The 17,540-nt window shown below is 70.3% G+C and carries 19 protein-coding genes; 8 read left to right on the top strand and 11 right to left on the bottom strand.

Translation table 11 applies throughout. From position 1 onward, the window contains the following. Positions 1-115: 115 nt before the first annotated feature. Both HDA40_RS11295 and HDA40_RS11300 read right to left on the bottom strand, forming a co-directional pair. Positions 116-1,705, bottom strand: coding sequence for an ABC transporter permease (locus HDA40_RS11295; RefSeq protein WP_253754750.1), 1,590 nt, complete (start codon positions 1,703-1,705; stop codon positions 116-118). Beyond that, positions 1,702-2,628: an ABC transporter ATP-binding protein gene (locus HDA40_RS11300; RefSeq protein WP_253754752.1), complete on the bottom strand. Its 927-nt coding sequence runs from the start codon at positions 2,626-2,628 to the stop codon at positions 1,702-1,704. The genes HDA40_RS11295 and HDA40_RS11300 overlap by 4 nt, the downstream gene beginning before the upstream one ends. Positions 2,629-2,689: 61 nt before the next feature. Between HDA40_RS11300 and HDA40_RS11305 the strand changes: the two genes are divergently transcribed. Then, on the top strand, positions 2,690-3,205 hold the full coding sequence (locus tag HDA40_RS11305; RefSeq protein ID WP_253754754.1) for a GbsR/MarR family transcriptional regulator: 516 nt from the start codon (positions 2,690-2,692) through the stop codon (positions 3,203-3,205). A 3-nt stretch (positions 3,206-3,208) separates the two neighbouring features. Here HDA40_RS11305 and HDA40_RS11310 read toward each other — a convergent pair whose 3' ends face one another. Next, positions 3,209-4,873 carry a glycoside hydrolase family 10-like protein gene (locus tag HDA40_RS11310; protein ID WP_253754757.1) on the bottom strand — a complete coding sequence of 555 codons (1,665 nt, stop codon included), beginning with the start codon at positions 4,871-4,873 and terminating at the stop codon, positions 3,209-3,211. Positions 4,874-5,053: 180 nt separating this feature from the next. Here HDA40_RS11310 and HDA40_RS11315 point away from each other — a divergent pair, with 180 nt between their 5' ends. Continuing rightward, complete coding sequence (locus HDA40_RS11315) at positions 5,054-6,739, top strand: serine/threonine-protein kinase (RefSeq protein WP_253754758.1); 1,686 nt, start codon at positions 5,054-5,056, stop codon at positions 6,737-6,739. Here the strand turns inward: HDA40_RS11315 and HDA40_RS11320 are convergent. Then, positions 6,736-7,446: an SDR family NAD(P)-dependent oxidoreductase gene (locus tag HDA40_RS11320; RefSeq protein WP_253754760.1), complete on the bottom strand. Its 711-nt coding sequence runs from the start codon at positions 7,444-7,446 to the stop codon at positions 6,736-6,738. The two genes, HDA40_RS11315 and HDA40_RS11320, sit on opposite strands and share 4 nt — an antisense overlap. Further along, positions 7,446-8,186 carry an SIR2 family NAD-dependent protein deacylase gene (locus tag HDA40_RS11325; RefSeq protein WP_253754762.1) on the bottom strand — a complete coding sequence of 247 codons (741 nt, stop codon included), beginning with the start codon at positions 8,184-8,186 and terminating at the stop codon, positions 7,446-7,448. Before HDA40_RS11325 ends, HDA40_RS11320 begins: the two co-directional genes overlap by 1 nt. A gap of 63 nt (positions 8,187-8,249) precedes the next feature. Between HDA40_RS11325 and HDA40_RS11330 the strand changes: the two genes are divergently transcribed. Further along, positions 8,250-8,897, top strand: a complete 648-nt coding sequence (locus HDA40_RS11330) for a hypothetical protein (protein WP_253754764.1) — start codon at positions 8,250-8,252, stop codon at positions 8,895-8,897. Here HDA40_RS11330 and tsaA read toward each other — a convergent pair. Together tsaA and HDA40_RS11340 are read right to left on the bottom strand one after the other, a co-directional pair. Beyond that, on the bottom strand, positions 8,863-9,273 hold the full coding sequence (tsaA, locus tag HDA40_RS11335) for a tRNA (N6-threonylcarbamoyladenosine(37)-N6)-methyltransferase TrmO (protein WP_253754766.1): 411 nt from the start codon (positions 9,271-9,273) through the stop codon (positions 8,863-8,865). The two genes, HDA40_RS11330 and tsaA, sit on opposite strands and share 35 nt — an antisense overlap. A 230-nt stretch (positions 9,274-9,503) precedes the next feature. Continuing rightward, positions 9,504-10,382 (bottom strand): AurF N-oxygenase family protein, encoded by an 879-nt coding sequence (locus tag HDA40_RS11340; protein WP_253754769.1) that lies wholly within the window; start codon positions 10,380-10,382, stop codon positions 9,504-9,506. Between the two features lie 57 nt (positions 10,383-10,439). Between HDA40_RS11340 and HDA40_RS11345 the strand changes: the two genes are divergently transcribed. From HDA40_RS11345 to HDA40_RS11365, 5 genes are read left to right on the top strand one after another with little or no spacing between them, the layout of a single operon-like run. Continuing rightward, entirely contained in the window at positions 10,440-11,099 is a 660-nt protein-coding gene (locus HDA40_RS11345; RefSeq protein WP_253754773.1) for a TetR family transcriptional regulator, read from the top strand. Next, a complete protein-coding gene (locus HDA40_RS11350) occupies positions 11,096-11,362 on the top strand; it encodes a DUF4873 domain-containing protein (RefSeq protein WP_253754776.1) in 267 nt (88 codons plus the stop codon). Before HDA40_RS11345 ends, HDA40_RS11350 begins: the two co-directional genes overlap by 4 nt. Next, positions 11,359-12,831 (top strand): flavin-containing monooxygenase, encoded by a 1,473-nt coding sequence (locus HDA40_RS11355; protein ID WP_253754778.1) that lies wholly within the window; start codon positions 11,359-11,361, stop codon positions 12,829-12,831. The genes HDA40_RS11350 and HDA40_RS11355 overlap by 4 nt, the downstream gene beginning before the upstream one ends. Beyond that, complete coding sequence (locus HDA40_RS11360) at positions 12,821-13,738, top strand: SDR family oxidoreductase (protein ID WP_253754780.1); 918 nt, start codon at positions 12,821-12,823, stop codon at positions 13,736-13,738. Before HDA40_RS11355 ends, HDA40_RS11360 begins: the two co-directional genes overlap by 11 nt. Further along, complete coding sequence (locus tag HDA40_RS11365; RefSeq protein WP_253754782.1) at positions 13,735-14,535, top strand: alpha/beta fold hydrolase; 801 nt, start codon at positions 13,735-13,737, stop codon at positions 14,533-14,535. The genes HDA40_RS11360 and HDA40_RS11365 overlap by 4 nt, the downstream gene beginning before the upstream one ends. Here HDA40_RS11365 and HDA40_RS11370 read toward each other — a convergent pair whose 3' ends face one another. The 4 genes from HDA40_RS11370 to HDA40_RS11385 are packed head-to-tail and all read right to left on the bottom strand — an operon-like array spanning position 14,536 to position 17,531. Continuing rightward, the gene (locus tag HDA40_RS11370; protein WP_253754784.1) at positions 14,536-15,213 is read right to left on the bottom strand and encodes a hypothetical protein; all 678 of its coding nucleotides are present in this window, start codon (positions 15,211-15,213) and stop codon (positions 14,536-14,538) included. 24 nt (positions 15,214-15,237) lie between these two features. Next, positions 15,238-16,500 carry an MFS transporter gene (locus tag HDA40_RS11375; protein WP_253754786.1) on the bottom strand — a complete coding sequence of 421 codons (1,263 nt, stop codon included), beginning with the start codon at positions 16,498-16,500 and terminating at the stop codon, positions 15,238-15,240. Positions 16,501-16,506: 6 nt separating this feature from the next. Next, a complete protein-coding gene (locus HDA40_RS11380) occupies positions 16,507-17,064 on the bottom strand; it encodes a winged helix-turn-helix domain-containing protein (RefSeq protein ID WP_253754788.1) in 558 nt (185 codons plus the stop codon). Between the two features lie 29 nt (positions 17,065-17,093). Beyond that, entirely contained in the window at positions 17,094-17,531 is a 438-nt protein-coding gene (locus HDA40_RS11385; protein ID WP_253754790.1) for an NUDIX domain-containing protein, read from the bottom strand. Positions 17,532-17,540 lie beyond the last annotated feature (9 nt).

The following is a 17,540-nucleotide window of genomic DNA, read 5'->3' on the forward strand; positions in this document are numbered from 1 at the left end:
CGCGTTGATCATGCTCGCCGGGAGTTGATCAGGGTGCTGTGGACACGACACGCCGCGCGATCACGAACATAAGTTCATGATCGCGCGGAGAGAGCACGCGGACAAATGTCGAGGGTCAGCCGATGTCGCGGCGGCGGAAGCCGGCGAAGCCGGCCACCGTCAGGGCGACGGACAGCACGAACAGCCAGATCAGCGGCGGCCACGTCAGAGCCCCACCCGGCAGGTGCGGGACGTGCGTGAACGGGGACAGGTCGAGCGCCCATTGGCTGAGTCGCAGGACCGCGCCGAGCTGCCCGAGCAGCAGGAACGCCGCCAGCAGCACCCAGCCCGCGCCGACGAGTTTGGGCGCGAACCCGAACAGTGCCAGCACGATCGCGACGGTCAGCCAGATCGCGGGCAGCGCGACCAGTGCGGCGCCGACGATCCGGGGCAGCTGACCGGCGACGTCGCCCGCACTGCCCCCATAGGACAGTCCGCCGACGAGCCCGACGACCAGCATGCTCACCGCCGGCCCAGCCAGCGCGAACAGCACGTAGCCGGCGTTCCAGCGCGACCGGCCGACCGCGGTGGCCAGGATCGGTTCCAGCCGCCCGGTGGTCTCCTCGGTCCGGGCGCGTACCGCCGCTTGGATGCCCTGCCCAGCGGCGGCGATGGCGGTGATCGAGATCAGCGTGACCATGAACAGGTCGCCCAGCGCGGTCGCGCCGCCGAGCCGCTGGAACATCTCCGCCAGTTCCGGGCTGTCCTTCAGCGCGTCCGAGGCCGTGGTCGCGGCCGAGCCGAGCACCCCGCTGATCACGGCGAACCCGATCAGCCAGCCGATCAGGCCGCCCCGCTGCAAGCGCCAGGCCAGGCCCAGGGGCGAGGAAAGGCTCCGCCCGGCCCGCGGCGGTCCGGGCCGCGGGGCGACGAGGCCCGCGTCGATGTCGCGGCTGCCGGCCAACTGGTACGCCCAAAGCCCGAGCGCGACGGTCACTCCGATCAGCACCACCCCGATCCACCAGCGTTCCCCGGCGTACGGACGGATGCGCTGGGCGAACCCGATCGGCGAGATCCACGACAGCACGGAGTTCTCGTCGCCGTCGGCGTCGCCGGCCGCCCGGAGCAGGAACGATCCGCCGAGGACCGCGCCGAAGATCCACCGCGCCGTCCGGGCGCTCTGGGTCAGCTGGGCCGCCAGTCCGGCCACCGCGCCGAAGAAGGCGCAGAGGACGGCGTACTCGAGGCCGAAGGCCCAAGCACCGACGCCGGGGGCGGCCGAGGCGAGCCCCAGCGCGGCGAGCACTCCGATGACCGCGCTCGCGCCGAAGGCGAGCAGCAGCGCTGCCGCCAGTTGGGCCGGCCGGCCGACGACGGTCGCGCCGAGCAGTTCCCGGCGACCCTGCTCCTCCTCGTTGCGCGTATGCCGGATGACGGTCAGCCCGACGGCCAGCGCCGCGATGATGACGAGGATGCCGGATCGCCAGGCGGACAACTGCCCGAGGTTCGGGGCGAAGATCGGGCCGTAGAAGCCGGTGATCGACGGCGAAGCGATCATGGACTTCGCGAATTTGGCCAGCTCCACCGGATCTGGGTAGAGCGCCTTGAAGCTGCCGGCCACGCTGGCCGGGAACAGGGCCAGCAGGACGACCCAGAGCGGCAGGATGATCCGGTCCCGGCGCAGGGCCAGCCGCAGCAGCTGCCCGGTGCCCGCGAGCGCGCTCACGACTTCGCTCCGACGCTTGCGGAGTCGCCCTCGACGTCGGCGTCGCTCTGGTAGTGCCGCAGGAACAGCTCCTCCAGCGTCGGCGGCTGGCTGGTCAGCCCGCGTACGCCCAGGGAGGCCAGGTGCCGCAGGGTCTCGTCGAGGACGGCGGTGTCGACCTGGAACTTGACCCGGCTGCCCTCCACGACGAGGTCGTGGACGCCGGGCATGGTGGTGAGCCCGTCCGGCGGCGACGCCAGGTCGGCCGCGATCGACGTACGCGTCAGGTGGCGCAGCTCGGTGAGGGTGCCGGTCTCGACGGTCTTCCCGGCGCGGATGATGCTCACGCGGTCGCAGAGGGCTTCGGCCTCGGCCAGGATGTGGCTGGAGAGCAGGACGGTCCGCCCGTTCTGGCGCTCAGAGTTGATGCAGTCCTGGAAGACGGATTCCATCAGGGGGTCGAGCCCGGAGGTCGGCTCGTCGAGGATCAACAGTTCGGCGTCGCTGGCGAGGGCTGCGACGAGGGCCACCTTCTGCCGGTTGCCCTTGGAGTAGGTCCGGCCCTTCTTGCGCGGGTCCAGTTCGAAGCGCTGGATCAGTTCGTCGCGCTTGCCCTTGTCGCCGCCGCCGCGCAGCCGCGCGAGCAGGTCGATGACTTCGCCGCCGGTCAGCGTGGGCCACAGGGTGACGTCGCCCGGGACGTACGCGAGCCGCTTGTGCAGGGTCACCGCGTCCTTCCACGGGTCGCCGCCGAACAGGGTGGCGCTGCCTCCGTCGGCTTTGAGGAGGCCGAGCAGCACCCGGATGGTGGTCGACTTGCCGGCGCCGTTGGGGCCGAGGAAGCCGTGGACTTCGCCGCGGCGGACGACCAGGTCGAGCCCGTCCAGCGCCTGCGTCGGCCCGAAGCTCTTGCGCAGGCCCGACGCCTCGATGATGTTTTCCATGATTCGGACGCTACACTTGCTTCACAAACTTGTGAAGCTTGTGCCGTGTCAAAATCGTGTTGTGACGCAGGGAGCAGAGATGGCGCAGAAGCCGACGACGAACGGACCGCCGGGCCGAGACGAGGACGGCGTACGCCGCTTCGTCGAGCACACGGCGCTGACCTTCGCCAACTACGGGATGCCGCGGATGGCGGCCCGGGTGCTGATGCTCCTGATGGCCGCGGAGGAGTCCACGCTCACCGCTGCCGAGATCGCCGACGGGCTGGCGATCAGCCCCGCCGCGGTCTCCGGCTCGGTCCGCTATCTGCAACAGCTGGGACTGGTGGTGAAGGAGCCGGTGCCGGGCTCGCGCCGCGACGTCTACCGGCTGCCGGACGACGCCTGGTATCAGGGCGCGATGGTCAAGGGGGGCATCTTCGCCACCGTCGGGAAACTGGCGGCCGAAGGAGTAGCGGCCGCCGGCGGACGGGGAACCGTCGCCGGCGGCCGGATCGCCGAGATGGCGGACTTCTACGCGTTCATCCAGGACGAGATGGCGGGCCTCCTCGAACGGTGGGAAGCCCGCCGCGCCGGGTGAGCGCTAGTTGACGGTGAAGCGGCCGATGCCCGGCGCGCTCTCGTGCCACACGCGGTCGAGCGCCGTCACGACATACGTGTAGGCCGTCCCCGCGACCGCCGTGGTGTCCAGGTAGGACAGGCCACGGACCGTGCCGATGAGCTGGCCGGCGTCGGCCAGGTCGCACGGCTCGGGCAGCGGGTCGCGGCCCTCGTAGCGGTAGATCGCGAACGACGTCGGGTCCTCGAACGGGCGCCCGTGCGTTCCGGGAGCCAGCCACTGCAGGCGTACGCCCTCGGCCTCGCGGCGCAGGTGGGTGATGACCGGCGGGATCATCGGCTTCGCGGCCACCCGCTGCAGCGCCGGGGGCAGCGACGGACGCGAGTAGTACGCGGCCGCGTACAGGTCGGTCGCCCCGAGGCGGTTGGCCTTCACGTCCTTGGCCGAGAAGTGGATGCTGCCGTCGACCTCGGGCAGCGACCGGTTGAGCGCGATGTGCTTGCCCATCTCGTTCGGGTCGAACCAGGCCGCCGGCTGCCCGGCCGCGGAGATCTTGTAGTCGGCCTGGCCGATGTACAGCTGGCACTGGGTGCCCGCGACGACGTCGTTCCACCACGGCACGAGCTTGGCGTAGTCGGCCACCGCGAGGCCGATGTTCCAGTAGACCTGCGGAACGATGTAGTCCAGCCAGCCTTCCTTGACCCACTTGCGGGTGTCGGCGAAGTTGGCGTCGTAGGACTGCGTGCCGCCGGTGTCCGAGCCCAGCGGGTCGGCCGCCTTGTTGCGCCAGATGCCGAACGGGCTGACCCCGAACTTCACCCACGGCTTGGCCTCGCGGACCTTCTGCGACATCTCCTGGATCAGCAGGTCGATGTTGTTGCGCCGCCAGTCCGCCTTGGTCGCCCAGCCCGCGCCGTGTTCGGCGAACGTCGCCTCGTCGCCGAAGTCCTGGTTCGAGGCCGGGTACGGGTAGAAGTAGTCGTCGAAGTGCACGCCGTCGAGGTCGTACTTGGTGACGGCGTCCATGATGGCGTCCTGCACGAACGCGCGTACCTCGGGGATGCCCGGGTTGTAGTAGAGCCGGGTCGCCGCGTTGCCGACCGGGTAGGCCACCGCCCAGTCGGGGTGCTGCCGGACCGGGTGGTTGGGGGCGAGTTTGGTGATGTCGCCAGCCGCGCCGCCGGGGGCGGGCATGGAGACGCGGTAGGGGTTGAACCAGGCATGGAACTCGAGGTTGCGGGCGTGGGTCTCGGCGACCATCCAGGCGACCGGGTCCCAGCCGGGGCCGACGCCGTCCCGCTTGCCGGTCAGCCACTCCGACCACGGCTCGTACGCCGAGGGCCAGAACGCGTCGGCGGTGGGCCGGATCTGCACGACCACGGCGTTGTGGTTGAGCTGTTCGGCGAGGTCGAGCCAGGCCCGGTAGTCGGCCTTGAGGGTCTGCTCGTCCAGCCCGGCCGCCCGCGGCCAGTCGATGTTGACGACGCTGGCGATCCACATCGCGCGGAACTCACGCTTCGGCGTCGCGGGGTCGACCTCGCAGCTGGACGTGTCCGGGACCGGGAACGGGTTCGGCGTGCCCGCCAGGGTCGAGGGCTCCTCGGCGAACGCCACGCCGGGGAGGGCGGCGGTCAGCGGAGCCGCCAGTGCCAGAGCCGTGAACGTACGGCGAGGCAGGGATGGGGACATCGTTGTTCCTCCAGGGGCTGCTCATTCAAGGGGGTGCTCGCTGTTAAAGTTTCACCATTTCTTCCCGGTTGGCAATACTCCTTAACGACGCAAACTCCGGGTCACCACCGGCAGCCGAAGGTCGGTTTACGCCGACACCCGCAAGATGGCATGCTTGCCCACGTTCGCGGGGAGGGGTGGATGGCGGGAGTACAGGCGCTGCGGCCGAGCGACCAGCTCCAGATCGGTGGCTATCAGCTGCTGGGACGCCTTGGTGAAGGCGGCATGGGCACCGTCTACCTGGCACAGTCGCCGGACGGCTCGCAGGTCGCCCTCAAGGTCATCCGGGATCATCTGCTCGATCGCGGGGAATTTCGCGAGCGGTTCCGGGGCGAGGTCGCCCGTGCGAAGACCGTCCCGCCGTTCTGCACCGCCGAGGTCATCGAGGCAGATCCCGATCACGATCCGCCCTACCTGGTCGCCGAGTACGTCGACGGGCCGACCTTGGCCGACATCGTCAAGGAGTCGGGGCCGCTGAGCGGCGCGGCGCTGCAGTCGCTCGGCATCGGCGTCGCCACCGCGCTGACCGCGATCCACGGCGCCGGCATCATCCACCGCGACCTCAAGCCGGGCAACGTGCTGCTCCCTCGTGGGGGCGTCAAGGTGATCGACTTCGGACTCGCCCGCGACTCCGACACCCCGACCGGCATCACCCAGGCCGACCAGGTCATGGGCACCGTCCCGTACATCGCGCCCGAGCGGCTCAGCGGCGGCCTGAAGGCGGTGAACGCCAAGGCCGACGTCTTCGCCTGGGGCGCGGTCATGTGCTACGCCGCGACCGGGCACACCCCGTTCGCGGGGGACACTCCGGCGACGACGGCGATCCGCATCCTCACCGAGGCGCCCAACCTGACCGGCGTCAGCGGGCCGCTCCGCGACGTCGTCGCCCAGGCGCTGTCGAAGGACCCGGCCGAACGACCGGCCGCCCGGGAACTGCTCGACCTGCTCATGTCGGTCGGCTCGACCCGCAAGGTGCCGCAGGACGTCATGATCCCGGCACAGGCCGCCTACGAGGCGACCGCGGACGACGAGACGACGGTCAGCACCCGCGTCCCGGTCCGCAAACCGCGCCGCCGCGTACGCACTCTCGGTATCGTCCTCGCCGCCGTGATCGCCCTGGTCGCCGCCGGCATCTTCGCGTACGGCGTGTGGCCGAACGCCCGCAGCCTCGCCGGCGACCCGACCGCCTCACCGTCGGTGCAGACTTCGCCGCCGACGCCGTTGAACATTCCGGACAACTTCCAGCTCGTCCTCGACGACCCGCTGACGAAGTCCGACAACTGGATCCAGCGGACCGAGAAGGAACTGGACGCGCGGTGCTTCTACGACGCGCGCGGCTTCGTCACCGAGGTGACCGGCCCGGTCTACCGCTGCCAGGGCCCCTCCGGGAACAACTACCGCGACTTCGCCGTGAGCGTCACCGTCACACTGGTCGCCGAGGGCACCTGCGCCGGGATCTGGTTCCGCTACAACGGCAGCGTCGGCGACGCCCTGCAGATCTGCCAGGACGGCGCGTACTTCGTGCGCCACGAGAAGGACGCCAACGGCGACTGGAGCAATCCCACTCGGCTCGCCATGGCGTTCGACGAGCCGCTCGCGGTCGGCCAGTCCGCACGGTTCACTATCCTCGCCGTCGGCGACACCTTCACCTTCGGCCGCGACGGCTTCGTGCTGGACCACCGGGACGAGACCACCTATCCCAAGGGCCGGATCAACATCGGTGTCCTGCAACGGGATCCGGCGGATCAGCCGACCCAGTACTCGGCCGCCTTCAGCCACATCCAGATCTGGGCGCCGATCGACCCCTCGGGCCGCGCGACCAGCTAACGCGCCTCCGGGTCCAGACCCAGCACGGCTCGCCCACCGTCCACAGGCACCACAGCACCGTGGACGAAGCTCGCCGCGGGTGACAACAGGAACGCGACCACATCGGCCACCTCACTGGTACGCCCCACGCGGCCGACCGGATGAAGGCGGTTCAGTTCGCGCCGAACCCGTTCCGGAGCGTCGTCCAGTCGCCCCGTCGCGATGGAGCCCAGCGCGACCGAGTTGACCCGGATGCCCTGACGTCCATAATCGACAGCCAAGGCCCGGGTCAGGCCCTCGATCGCGGCCTTCGCGGTGGCGTACGGGAGGGCGCCGGGCACGGCTCGCTGCGCCTGGTGCGACGACACGTTGACGATCGCGCCGCCCTGACCGGTCGCCAGCATCCGGCGTACCGCCGTCGAGCAGCCGGTCACCGCCGGCGCGAGGTTGGCCGCGATCAGCTCCAGCACCTGAGCCGGCGGGGTGTCGTGGATGGCCGCGTCCCGGAACACTGCAGCGTTGTTCACCCAGCCCACCAGCCGTCCGGCCGCCTCGGCGAGGTCGGCCGCGCGTTCCGCCACCGCTTCATCGGCGGCGTCCCCCACGACATCGGCGGACACGGTCGCATCCTGGTCGACCACGATGACCGTGCCGTCCTGGCTCAACCGCTCGGCGATCGCCCGGCCGATCCCGCGCCCACCGCCCGTGACGACATAGGAGCGCCGCATTACGCGTACTCCTGGACAAGCGTCTGGACCAGCTTCGGGAGTGCCTCGCCGATAGGCTCGCGCACGATGGTGCTCGCGAGCGGGTCGTACGGCGTGGCCTGCGCGTTCACGATGGTGATGCGTGCGCCGGCCTGCGCGGCGATCGCGCACAGCGACGCCGCCGGTTCGACGGTGAGCGACGTGCCGACGGCCCAGAAGAGGTCGCAGGCCGCCGCGACCTGCGCGGCCCGGTCGATGGTGTCCGGATCGAGCATCTCGCCGAACATGATCGTCCCGGACTTGAGGATGCCGCCGCACTCGGTGCAGCTGGGATCGGGCTCGCCCTCCTCGACGCGGTCGAGTGCCTCGCGCATCGTCGTACGCGCACCGCAGTCCACGCACCGCACGGTGAACATGGTGCCGTGCAACTCGATGACCTTGCGATCGGCGATTCCGGCTTTCTGATGCAGCCCGTCGATGTTCTGCGTGACGACGCGCAGCGGGAAACCGTTGCGCTCCAGGTCGGCCAGCGCCTCATGGGCCGCGTTCGGCCGGGCTGTCCACGCTGGACTGTCCTTGCGCGCCAGCCAGGACGCCTTCCGCACCTCCTCGTCGGCCAGGTAGTTCTGCAGCGTGAACAGCTTCTCCTTGGCCGGGTCGCGGGTCCAGACGCCGTTGGGGCCGCGGAAGTCGGGAATGCCGGAGTCGGTGGAGATCCCGGCCCCGGTCAGCACGGTGATCAGCGGCTTCTGCTTGGTCATGGCTCCATGATCCCAGCCCCGGCAACGCATATCAGGCAGCGACTCTTCCCGTACGCTGTCGCGATGCCCTCCGAGCAGCCTCGAGTATTCGCGGCGAAAGACCTGGTCGTTCTCACCGGCGCGGATGTCGTCCGCAAGCGGCCACGCATGTACTACGGCGTCGACCAGGACGACCCCGCCCTCCCCGGGGCGGTGCTGCGGAGCGTCGTGCAGGGCGTCCTCCACGTGCCGCCGGCTCGGGAGTCGCTGGAGATCGTGGTGACGATCAGCGGCGATCTGGTCTTCAGCGTCCACGACAACGGCGGCGGAATGTCCCCGCACACCGGGCACCCGGCTCAGCGACCAGACCCGGAGGCGATGCTGACCACGATCCATGCCGGTCACGATGATCGGGCCGGCGAGATCGGTCCTGCGGCCACCTTGTGTCGGCGGGTGGAGGTGTGGACACACTGGGAAGGCGTGGCCTACGCGACCGAGATGGCCGCCGACCGCACTGTTACCCCGCTCCGGGAGCTGGGTCCGGCTACGGAAGAGGGCACGAAGATCCGGATGTGGCTCGATCCCGAGTATTTCGCGCCCGGCGCCCGGCTGCCGGTCCCGACGAGCGAGCTGACGGACTCGTTGCTGGAAGCCCGTAAGCGTCCCGCGGATCGGGTCACCTTCATCGACGAGCGACTCAGCGGTCTGAGATCGGGTCGAGGACAGGTTTGACATCGAGGACCGGCGTGCCGTCGATCGCTTCCAGGCCACTGACGCGCAGACGCAGGCCGTCGACCTCGCGCACGGTCACCCGGTGCAGGCCGATCGGGTTCGGGCGATCCGGCGACCGCGTGCTGAACACGCCCTGTTCCGGACGGGCGAGGTCGCCGCGCGGGTGCACCACCTGAACGGTTCGATCGGCGCGGTCGAGCCAGGTGAGCAGCAGAATGTCCGCTCCCGGGCGCATATCGCGGGCGGCCTCGGCGTACCGCGGGTCGACGACGAGCCAGGCGTCGGGCGCGCCTTCGTCGCCCTGCCGGGGCGCGTCCGCCAGCGACGTCAGCGGCGACGACACCGTCGCCACGGCGTACGCCGTGAAATCGCTCATGAGTGTCATAGTCTCACGCCGATGGAACACGGCTCGGGCGCTGTCGACGATGTCGACACCATGATCAGGGTCATTTCCACGTCGCCATGACGCGCCATGACGACACAGAAATGACCATGATCATGACTGGCTTGGGGAATCGGCGCACCGCTCATGATCAGCGGAAGTTCGGTGGGGTTATAGCACCGCGAAACTTCCGCTGATCATGAGCGAGCGCCTGGAGGAGCGGGTTAGACGAGGCCGGCGCGGGACCAGAGCAGGCGCGCGGGTCCGCGTACGAGGCCGAGGTCGCCGAGGTAGCTGGAGACGCGGGAGGCGGACCAGCGCAGGGTCTCCTGGAATCGCGGGTTCGCCCGGGCGGCGGCCTGGCCGTCGCGGGGCCGGATGCCGACGGCGGCGTAGACGCGGGGGTGCACGAGCCGCCCGGCGATCGAGTACGCCGCCCGCGCGATCACGATCCGGGCGTACGCGCTGCGCAGCGGGCCGGCGGCGGCGACCTGGCGGGCCAGTTCCTCGCGGGCGTACCGGACGTGGCGGGCCTCTTCGACGACGTGGATGCGGGAGACCATGCGGATCAACGGTTGCAGCGTGTCGTCACCCATGATCTCGCGCTGGAACGAGTCGAGGATCTCCTCGGCGATCAGGATGGAGGCGTACATGTGCGGGCCGCGCGCGGTCGCCTTGAGCCAGCGGCCGAGCGCGTGGTCGAACGGGCTCGCCGGGTAGACCGGGCAGCCCATGGCCTCGATGAGCCGGCCGAACATGATCGAGTGCCGGCATTCGTCGGCCACCTCGGTCAGGGCGTACTGGGCGTGGCGGCTGGTCGGGTCGCTGTCGTAGTACTGCCGGATCAGCATCTCCATCAGGATGGTCTCGAACCAGAGCCCGGCGCTGGCGGCGCTGGCCACCTCGTGCTTGGTCAGCTCGATCCGCTGCTCTTCGGTCAGCCCGTCCCACAGCGGCGTGCCGTAGAGGCTGCTGCGTTCCGGCGGCAGCCAGTAGCGGCCCGGCTCCGGCGGCGCGGACCAGTCGATCTCGACGATCGGGTCGTAACTCGTGCGCAGCGAGGACTCCAGGAGTCTCTCGGCGGTCAGCTCCCGTGCCTCCATGCCCGCGCCTCCACCAAGGTATTGACGTTACGGTTCGTAACTGTTACGAGTAGTAGCATGCAAGGCGAGGGCACGGAAGTCAATGGACGCAAGCAGCGCTGGGCCGCCCATCGGGAGCAGCGCCGGGTCGAGCTGATCCAGGCCGCCATCGCGGCGGTGCTGGAGCACGGGCCCGAAGTCGACATGGAACAGGTGGCGGCCACGGCCGGGGTCAGCAAACCCGTGTTGTACCGGTACTTCGCCGACAAGTCCCAGCTGTGGATCGCGGTCGGGCAGCACCTGGCCGGGGTCGTCGTGAACGCGGTCGCCCCCGCCGTCGAGCAGGTACGCGAGGAGCGCACGCTCATCGAGGCGACCATCGACGCGTACCTGGGCGTCATCGAGGCCGAGCCGAATCTGTACCGCTTCGTCATGCACCAGTCGGGGATTCCCGGCGTGCATCAGCTCATCGTCGGGGCCAGCCGGGAGGTGGCGGTCGAACTCGCCCGCGTCATCGGCGATCGGCTGCGGGCGCTGGGGCTCGACGCCGGTCCGGCCGAGCCGTGGGCGTACGGGCTGGTCGGGTTCGTGCAGTCGGTGGGCGACTGGTGGATGCAGCACGGCCGGCCGATCCGGCGCGAGGCGTTGACCGACTATCTCACCGAGCTGCTGTGGAGCGGGTTCGACGGGCTGCGGCGGCGTGCCGACCTTCCGCTGGAGATCCGGACGATGCGATGAGCTACGAGGGCGAGGGCCGCATCGGCGACCTGCCGGTGACCGTCCACTTGAGCGGCCGGTGGGAGCCGGTCGACGGCCGCTTCCATTGGGGCGGCCGGATTTCACCGTCCACCGAGGTCGCCCAGCTTGTTCGGAGCGGCCGAAGGGACGTGACGGTCCACATCGGAGAGCAGACCGCTCCGGGTCGCCTCGGCGAGGTGGACCCCTGGGGCGGCGTACGCGTCACCGGAGTCGGCGCACCCCCGTGGGAGGACGAGGAATGACCCAGCACGTCGACATCGCCATCGTCGGGGCCGGCTTCGGCGGGCTCGGCGCGGCGATCCGCCTGAGCAAGGCCGGGTTCGGCGACCTGCTCGTGTTCGACGACGGCGACGACGTCGGCGGCACCTGGCGCGACAACACCTATCCCGGCTGTGCCTGCGACGTGCCGTCGCACCTCTACTCCTTCTCCTTCGCCTCCAATCCGGACTGGTCGAACACGTTCTCCGGGCAGGCCGAGATCTGGGCGTACCTGCGCGGCTGCGTCGAACGGTTCGGTCTTCGTGAGCGCATCAGGACCGGGCATCGGGTGACCGACGCCGCCTGGGACGGCACGCGCTGGGTGATCACGACGAGCCGGGGCGAGTACACCGCGCGCGTCCTGGTCGCGGCGGCCGGCCCGCTCAGCGACCCCGCCATTCCGGACATCCCTGGGATCGGCGACTTCGAGGGCACGGTCTTCCACTCCGCGCGCTGGCGGCACGACCACGACCTGTCCGGCAAGCGGGTGGCGGTCATCGGCACCGGCGCGTCGGCGATCCAGTTCGTCCCACGCATCCAGCCCGAGGTCGCGAAACTGTCGCTGTTCCAGCGCACGCCGGCCTGGATCATGCCGCGCCTGACCCGCCGGATCAGCCGCGTCGAGCGCCTGATCTACCGGCACGTCCCCGGCGCGCAGCGGCTCGCGCGCCTGGGCATCTACTCGGTCCGCGACGCGATGGGCGTCGGCTTCCTGCACCCGCGCGTCAACCGGCTCGCGTCCCGCCTCTCGCTGCGCACGCTCCGCCGTCAGGTCCGCGATCCGCAACTCCGCGACAAGATCACGCCACGGTACGCGATGGGCTGCAAACGAGTCCTGATATCCAATGACTACTGGCCGACGCTGACCAAGCCGAACGTCGACGTCGTGACGTCGGGCATCGCCCGGATCACGGCGAGCGGCCTGATCACGGCGGACGGCATGGAGCATCCGGCCGACACGATCATCCTGGGCACCGGGTTCCACGTCACCGACTCGCCGATCATGCGGCACATCCGCGGGGCGGACGGCCGAGCGCTGAGCGAGGCCTGGACGCCGAGCATGTACGCGTACCGGGGGACAACGGTGCCCGGCTTCCCGAACTTGTTCTTCCTGCTCGGCCCCAACACCGGACTCGGGCACACCTCGGTCGTGCTGATGATCGAGTCGCAGCTCAACCTCGTGGTCAAGGCGCTCAAACACATGCGGGCGCGGGGCCTGACCGCGATCGAGCCGACCCCGGCGGCGCAGCGCGACTGGTCGGCCACGATCGCGAAGAAGATGCGCGGCACCGTCTGGGAGACCGGCTGTTCGAGCTGGTACCTCGACGCGACCGGGCGCAACACCACCATCTGGCCCGGCTTCGCGACCAGCTTCCGATGGCGTACGCGGCATTTCCGGGCCGCGGACTATGTCGCACCGAGCGCAGTGAAGGAGCACGCCGATGCGCTATGACCTGGCGGGCAAGACCGTTCTCATCACCGGCGCGGCCCGCGGCATCGGCGCCGAGGTGGCCCGGCTCGCTGCCGCCCGGGGCGCGAAAGTCGCCCTGGTGGGTCTCGAACCGGCGCTGTTGGGCGACGTCGCCGCGGAGGTCGGCGGTTTCGCGTACGCCGCCGACGTCACCGACCAGTCCGCGTTGGACAGTGCGGTGGCGGCCACGGTGGACCACTTCGGGCGGCTCGACGTCGTCGTGGCCAATGCCGGGATCGCGAACCTCGGCACCGTCGCGACCGGCCCGATCGACGCGCTCGTGCGTACGGTCGAGGTGAATCTCGTCGGAGCGATGCGGACGGTCGCCGCCGCTCTCCCCCACGTCGCCGAGGCGAAGGGGCACGTCCTGATCGTGTCGTCGGCCGCGGCGTTCACGGCGATGCCCGGCATGGCGGCGTACTGCGCGTCGAAGGCGGGTGTGGAGCAGTTCGGCAACGTGCTCCGGCTGGAGGCGTACCACCGGGGCGTCACGGTCGGCACCTGCCATCCGATCTGGATCGACACCGACCTCGTCCGCGACATCCGCGACGACCTCGCCTCGTTCCGGTACGCCCAGAAGCGGCTGCCGTGGCCGCTGAACAGCGTCATCTCGGTCGAGCAGTGCGCGGAGTCGATCGTGCGTGGCATCGAACGCCGTAAGCGCAAGGTATACGTCCCCCGGTCGATGGCGCTGGTGCAGGCGCTGCGCCCGATCGTGCTGTCGGGCTTCGCGGACCGCGTGATCCGAGCCGGGGGCGCCGGCCGACTGGTCGGCCAGATGGAGGAAGAGGTCCGGGGTTTGGGCCGGGCCTTCGGCAAGACGTCGGTAGGGACGCCGCCTGCGGAGGCGTCCCTACCGGCACCTGAGCGGGCGGGAGCGGACGCGTGAAGGTCAACCACAAGCGGGCCGGCACCGGGCCGACCCTCGTGCTCGTGCACGGCATCGGCCACCGGCACCAGGCCTGGGAACCCGTCTTCGACGCGCTCGCCGCCCACCACGACGTCATCGCGTTGGACCTGCCGGGGTTCGGCGCGTCCCCCGTCCCTGACGGCGGCATGCCCCGGAGCATGACCGCCACCGTCGAGGCGATGATCGCGACGTTCGACGAATGGGGGCTGGACCGGCCGCACGTGGCCGGATACAGCCTCGGTGGGGCGATCAGCCTGGAACTGGCCGCGGCGGGAGCGGTCGCGTCAGCGACCGCGTTCTCGCCCGCCGGGTTCTTCACCGAAGCCGAGCGCCGCCGCGCGCTGCGCATTCTCACGACGCTCCGCGTGACGACGTTCGCCCCGACTCCCCTGGTCCGTCTGACGTGCGGGCGACCGGCGTTGCGCGCCACGTCGTTCGGCTCGCTGATGGCGTACCCGGGGAATCTGGACAACGACCGGGCCCTCGGGGACGCCCTGGCGCTGCGGCGCGGCAAAGGTTTCCGGGCGGTGGCGCGGGCGTCGAAGGGCTACCGGTTCGACGCGCCGAGACTCGACGGTGCGATCCCGGTCGCGATCGGCTGGGGCGAGCACGACCGGATCTTCGGCGTGCACATGGCCGACCGCGCCCGCGCGGAGATCCCGGCCGCCCGCGTCGTCCGCCTCGCCGGGTGCGGGCACGTCCCGATGAGCGACGACCCGGCCGCCGTCACCGACCTGATCCTGCAGACCACCGGAGCCCGCGCCCAGCTCGCCTGATCAGATCTCCACCGGAAAGGTCGCCAGGGTGACGATCGCGGCCACGAGCGCGACGACGGCGAGCCCGGCCAACGCGAACCGCGTACGCGCGACTCGGGCCCGGCCGGCGACCCCCGCGAAGAACAACACCAGCGCGAAGATGACCGCGGTCAGCACGTAGTTGTCCCCGCGTTGGTTGGCGCTCTGCGCCTCGTGCGCCAGCGCGTCCGCCTGGGCGTTCAGGTCCGCGGCCCGGTCCTCGTCCGGCAACTGGTACGCGTCGAGGTCGAACGGGGTGGCCGGGGCGTTCGGGTTCACCAGCGGCTTGGTCGCCACCCACGCCTTGATCACGGGTTCGAAGCCGGGCCGGAACCGCTCGTAGAGAAAACCGGACAACGTTCCCGGAGTGGGCGTGTAGTCACCTGATGGACGCGTGATCTTTCCGGCGAGCAAGTCCTGATTGAGCGCCTCCAGCCAGGACGTGAAGTTGACGGCGTCGCGGATGCGCTGCTGGCCGGCTCGGTTGGCGGCCCGGCCCGCTTCGGCCCGCACCGCGCCGGCCTCGGCGTACGCGTTGGCCTGGACGCCGCCCCACTTCGTGCTCTCGAACCCGGCCCAGGCGGTGCCGACCGCCGCGAGCGCCATCACGACGGTCAACACCAGGTCGAGCCGATGACCTGGCTCCGCCTCGTCCTCCACATCGGCTGTAACTGCCGAAACGGATCAGAGGGTGCGCATCTTCGGCAGCGGGGAGAAGAACAGCCAGCCGACGGCGAGCACGCCGCCGATCGCGCTGACCCACAACGTCGTATGCACGCCGAGCAGCGTGCCGAGGGTGCCGCCGAGCACCGCCCCGATCGGCCGGATGCCGTAGTTGACCGTGCGGTGCGCGCCGGAGACCCGGGCCCGCAGTTCGTCCGGGACGGCGGCGGTCTGGATCGACCCGCTGCAGATGTCGAGGATCATCACGCCCGCGCCGGAGAGGAACTCGGCCGCGGTCAGGATGACCAGTACGGTCAGGCGGCTGCCGGACGCCGCCGGCATCAGCAGCAGCGGCGCGGGGAACAGGACGTAGCCGAGGATGAGCGCCGGGCCGACCCCGATCCGCTGGGCCAACCGGCTCGCCACCGCCGCGCCGAGGAGCGCGCCGATCGACGCGATGCCCAGCACGAGCCCCAGTACACCCGGCGAGATGCCCAACGTGGTGGCCGCGTACAGGATGATCAGCGCGGAGAACATGTAGTTGAAGAGGTTCAGCGTCGTGCTGCCCGCGAGCATCATGCGCAGCAGCCGCGAGCGCCACAGGAACCGCAGGCCCTCGCCGAGTCCGAGACCGGGCGTGGTGCTCGGCGGCGGCTCGGTGGCCTGGATGCGCGCCAGCAGCAGACCGGAGAACAGGTAGGAGACGGCGTCGGCGATCAACGCCACCGGCGCGGTGAGCACCTGCACCAGTACGCCACCCGCCGACGGCCCGGCCACATAGGACATGGCGCGGGCCCCGTTGAGCAGCGAATTGGCCTCCAGATACGACTCCTTGCCGACCAGCGAGACGAACAGGGTCGTGCGGCACACCTCGAAGAGGACGGAGAGCGTGCCCACCCCGAATGCCACGAAATAGAGCTGGGGCATCGTGAGCAGGCTTAGGGCGTACAAGAGGGGGATCGCGAGCAGGAGGGCCGCGCGACCGAGGTCGGCCGCGATCATGATGCGCCGTTTGATCGGCCGGCGGTCGACCCAAGCCCCCGCGAGCAGGGAGAAGAGCAGGCTGGGCAGCAGCCCGGCGGCGGTGAGGTAGCCCATCTCCGCGGCGCTCGCGCCCGCGCCGAGCACGGCGAGCAGCGGCAGGGCGAGCCCGGAGATCTGGTCGCCGAACAGCGAAATGGTCTGGCCGGTCCAGAAGCGACGGAACTGCCGCTCGCGCAGCAGCCGGGGAAGCCAGCTCTTGCGGGTGGGTGTGGGGGTTTCCGGGGCGAGGGTGGTGGTCATGCCGGGCTACTCCTCGGTCGGGGGTGGCGCCTGCGTGAGGACGAACTGGAGGATGTCGACGGCTCGCACGCCCGGGCGCTGGGGATCGCGGTAGCCGGAGACGAGCGCTTCGACGGCCTGGCCGAGCTGGTCGAGCTCCTCGGGCGTGACGTAGACGGTGACGTCGTGGGGGCCGGTGAGCCGCCGCCACTCGACGGGTTCGGCGTCGGCGCGCCGCAGGAACTCCTGCTCACGCTCCAGGTAGCGGGCGGCGATCATCGCCTCGAGGTGGCCGACCGCCTCCCGCGTAGGCGCATCCTCGGCGTCGCTGCGCCAACTGGTCACCTCGGCGGTGGCCCGCCACGGCTTCTCCCGGTTGTCGGCGCCCTCGGCTCGTTCGACGAGCCCGTACTTGGCCAGCATCCGCAGGTGGAAGGAACAGTTGGGCACGCTCTCGCCCAGCTTGTCGGCAGCCTGGGTCGCCGTCAGCGGCCCTTCCCGGCGCAGCAGCCCCACGAGCCTCATGCGCACCGGGTGCGCGTACGCCCGCAGCGCGACAGCGTCGTCCAAGCGTTTCTCGGTCACATCCTAAAGATAGCTTTAGAAAGAAGTCTCTACAATATGCGGGACACCTCGTCGACGTGTTCGCGCAGGTAATCGGCCAGCTCCGGCGGGAACAGCCGGCAGTCCGTCAGCGCCTCCTTCGTGAGCGGGATCCGCTCGACGGCGTACTCGCCCTTCGACGGGTCGCTGAACTCCGGGCCGTGCCGCTTGGCGAAGTCCAGTGAGATCAGCCGGGCGGCGAACAGGTGCTGCAACGGCGACTTGCCATCGGCGTACGGGGTCTCGCGGCTGGTCAGCAGGACCGGCTCGCCGATCTCCGCCTTCATCTCCTCGTCCAGCTCCCGGCGCAGCGCCGCGACGAGGTCGGCGTCCTCCGGCTCGACACCGCCGCCGGGCAACGCCCAATAGACCGGTACGCCCGGCCGCTGCCGCCGGAACACCACCAGGTTGTCACCTTCCAGCAGAGCTGCGCGTACGCGTTCCTTCATGCGCTGAGT

The organism is Hamadaea flava, assembly GCF_024172085.1.
GTDB classification, from domain to species: domain Bacteria; phylum Actinomycetota; class Actinomycetes; order Mycobacteriales; family Micromonosporaceae; genus Hamadaea; species Hamadaea flava.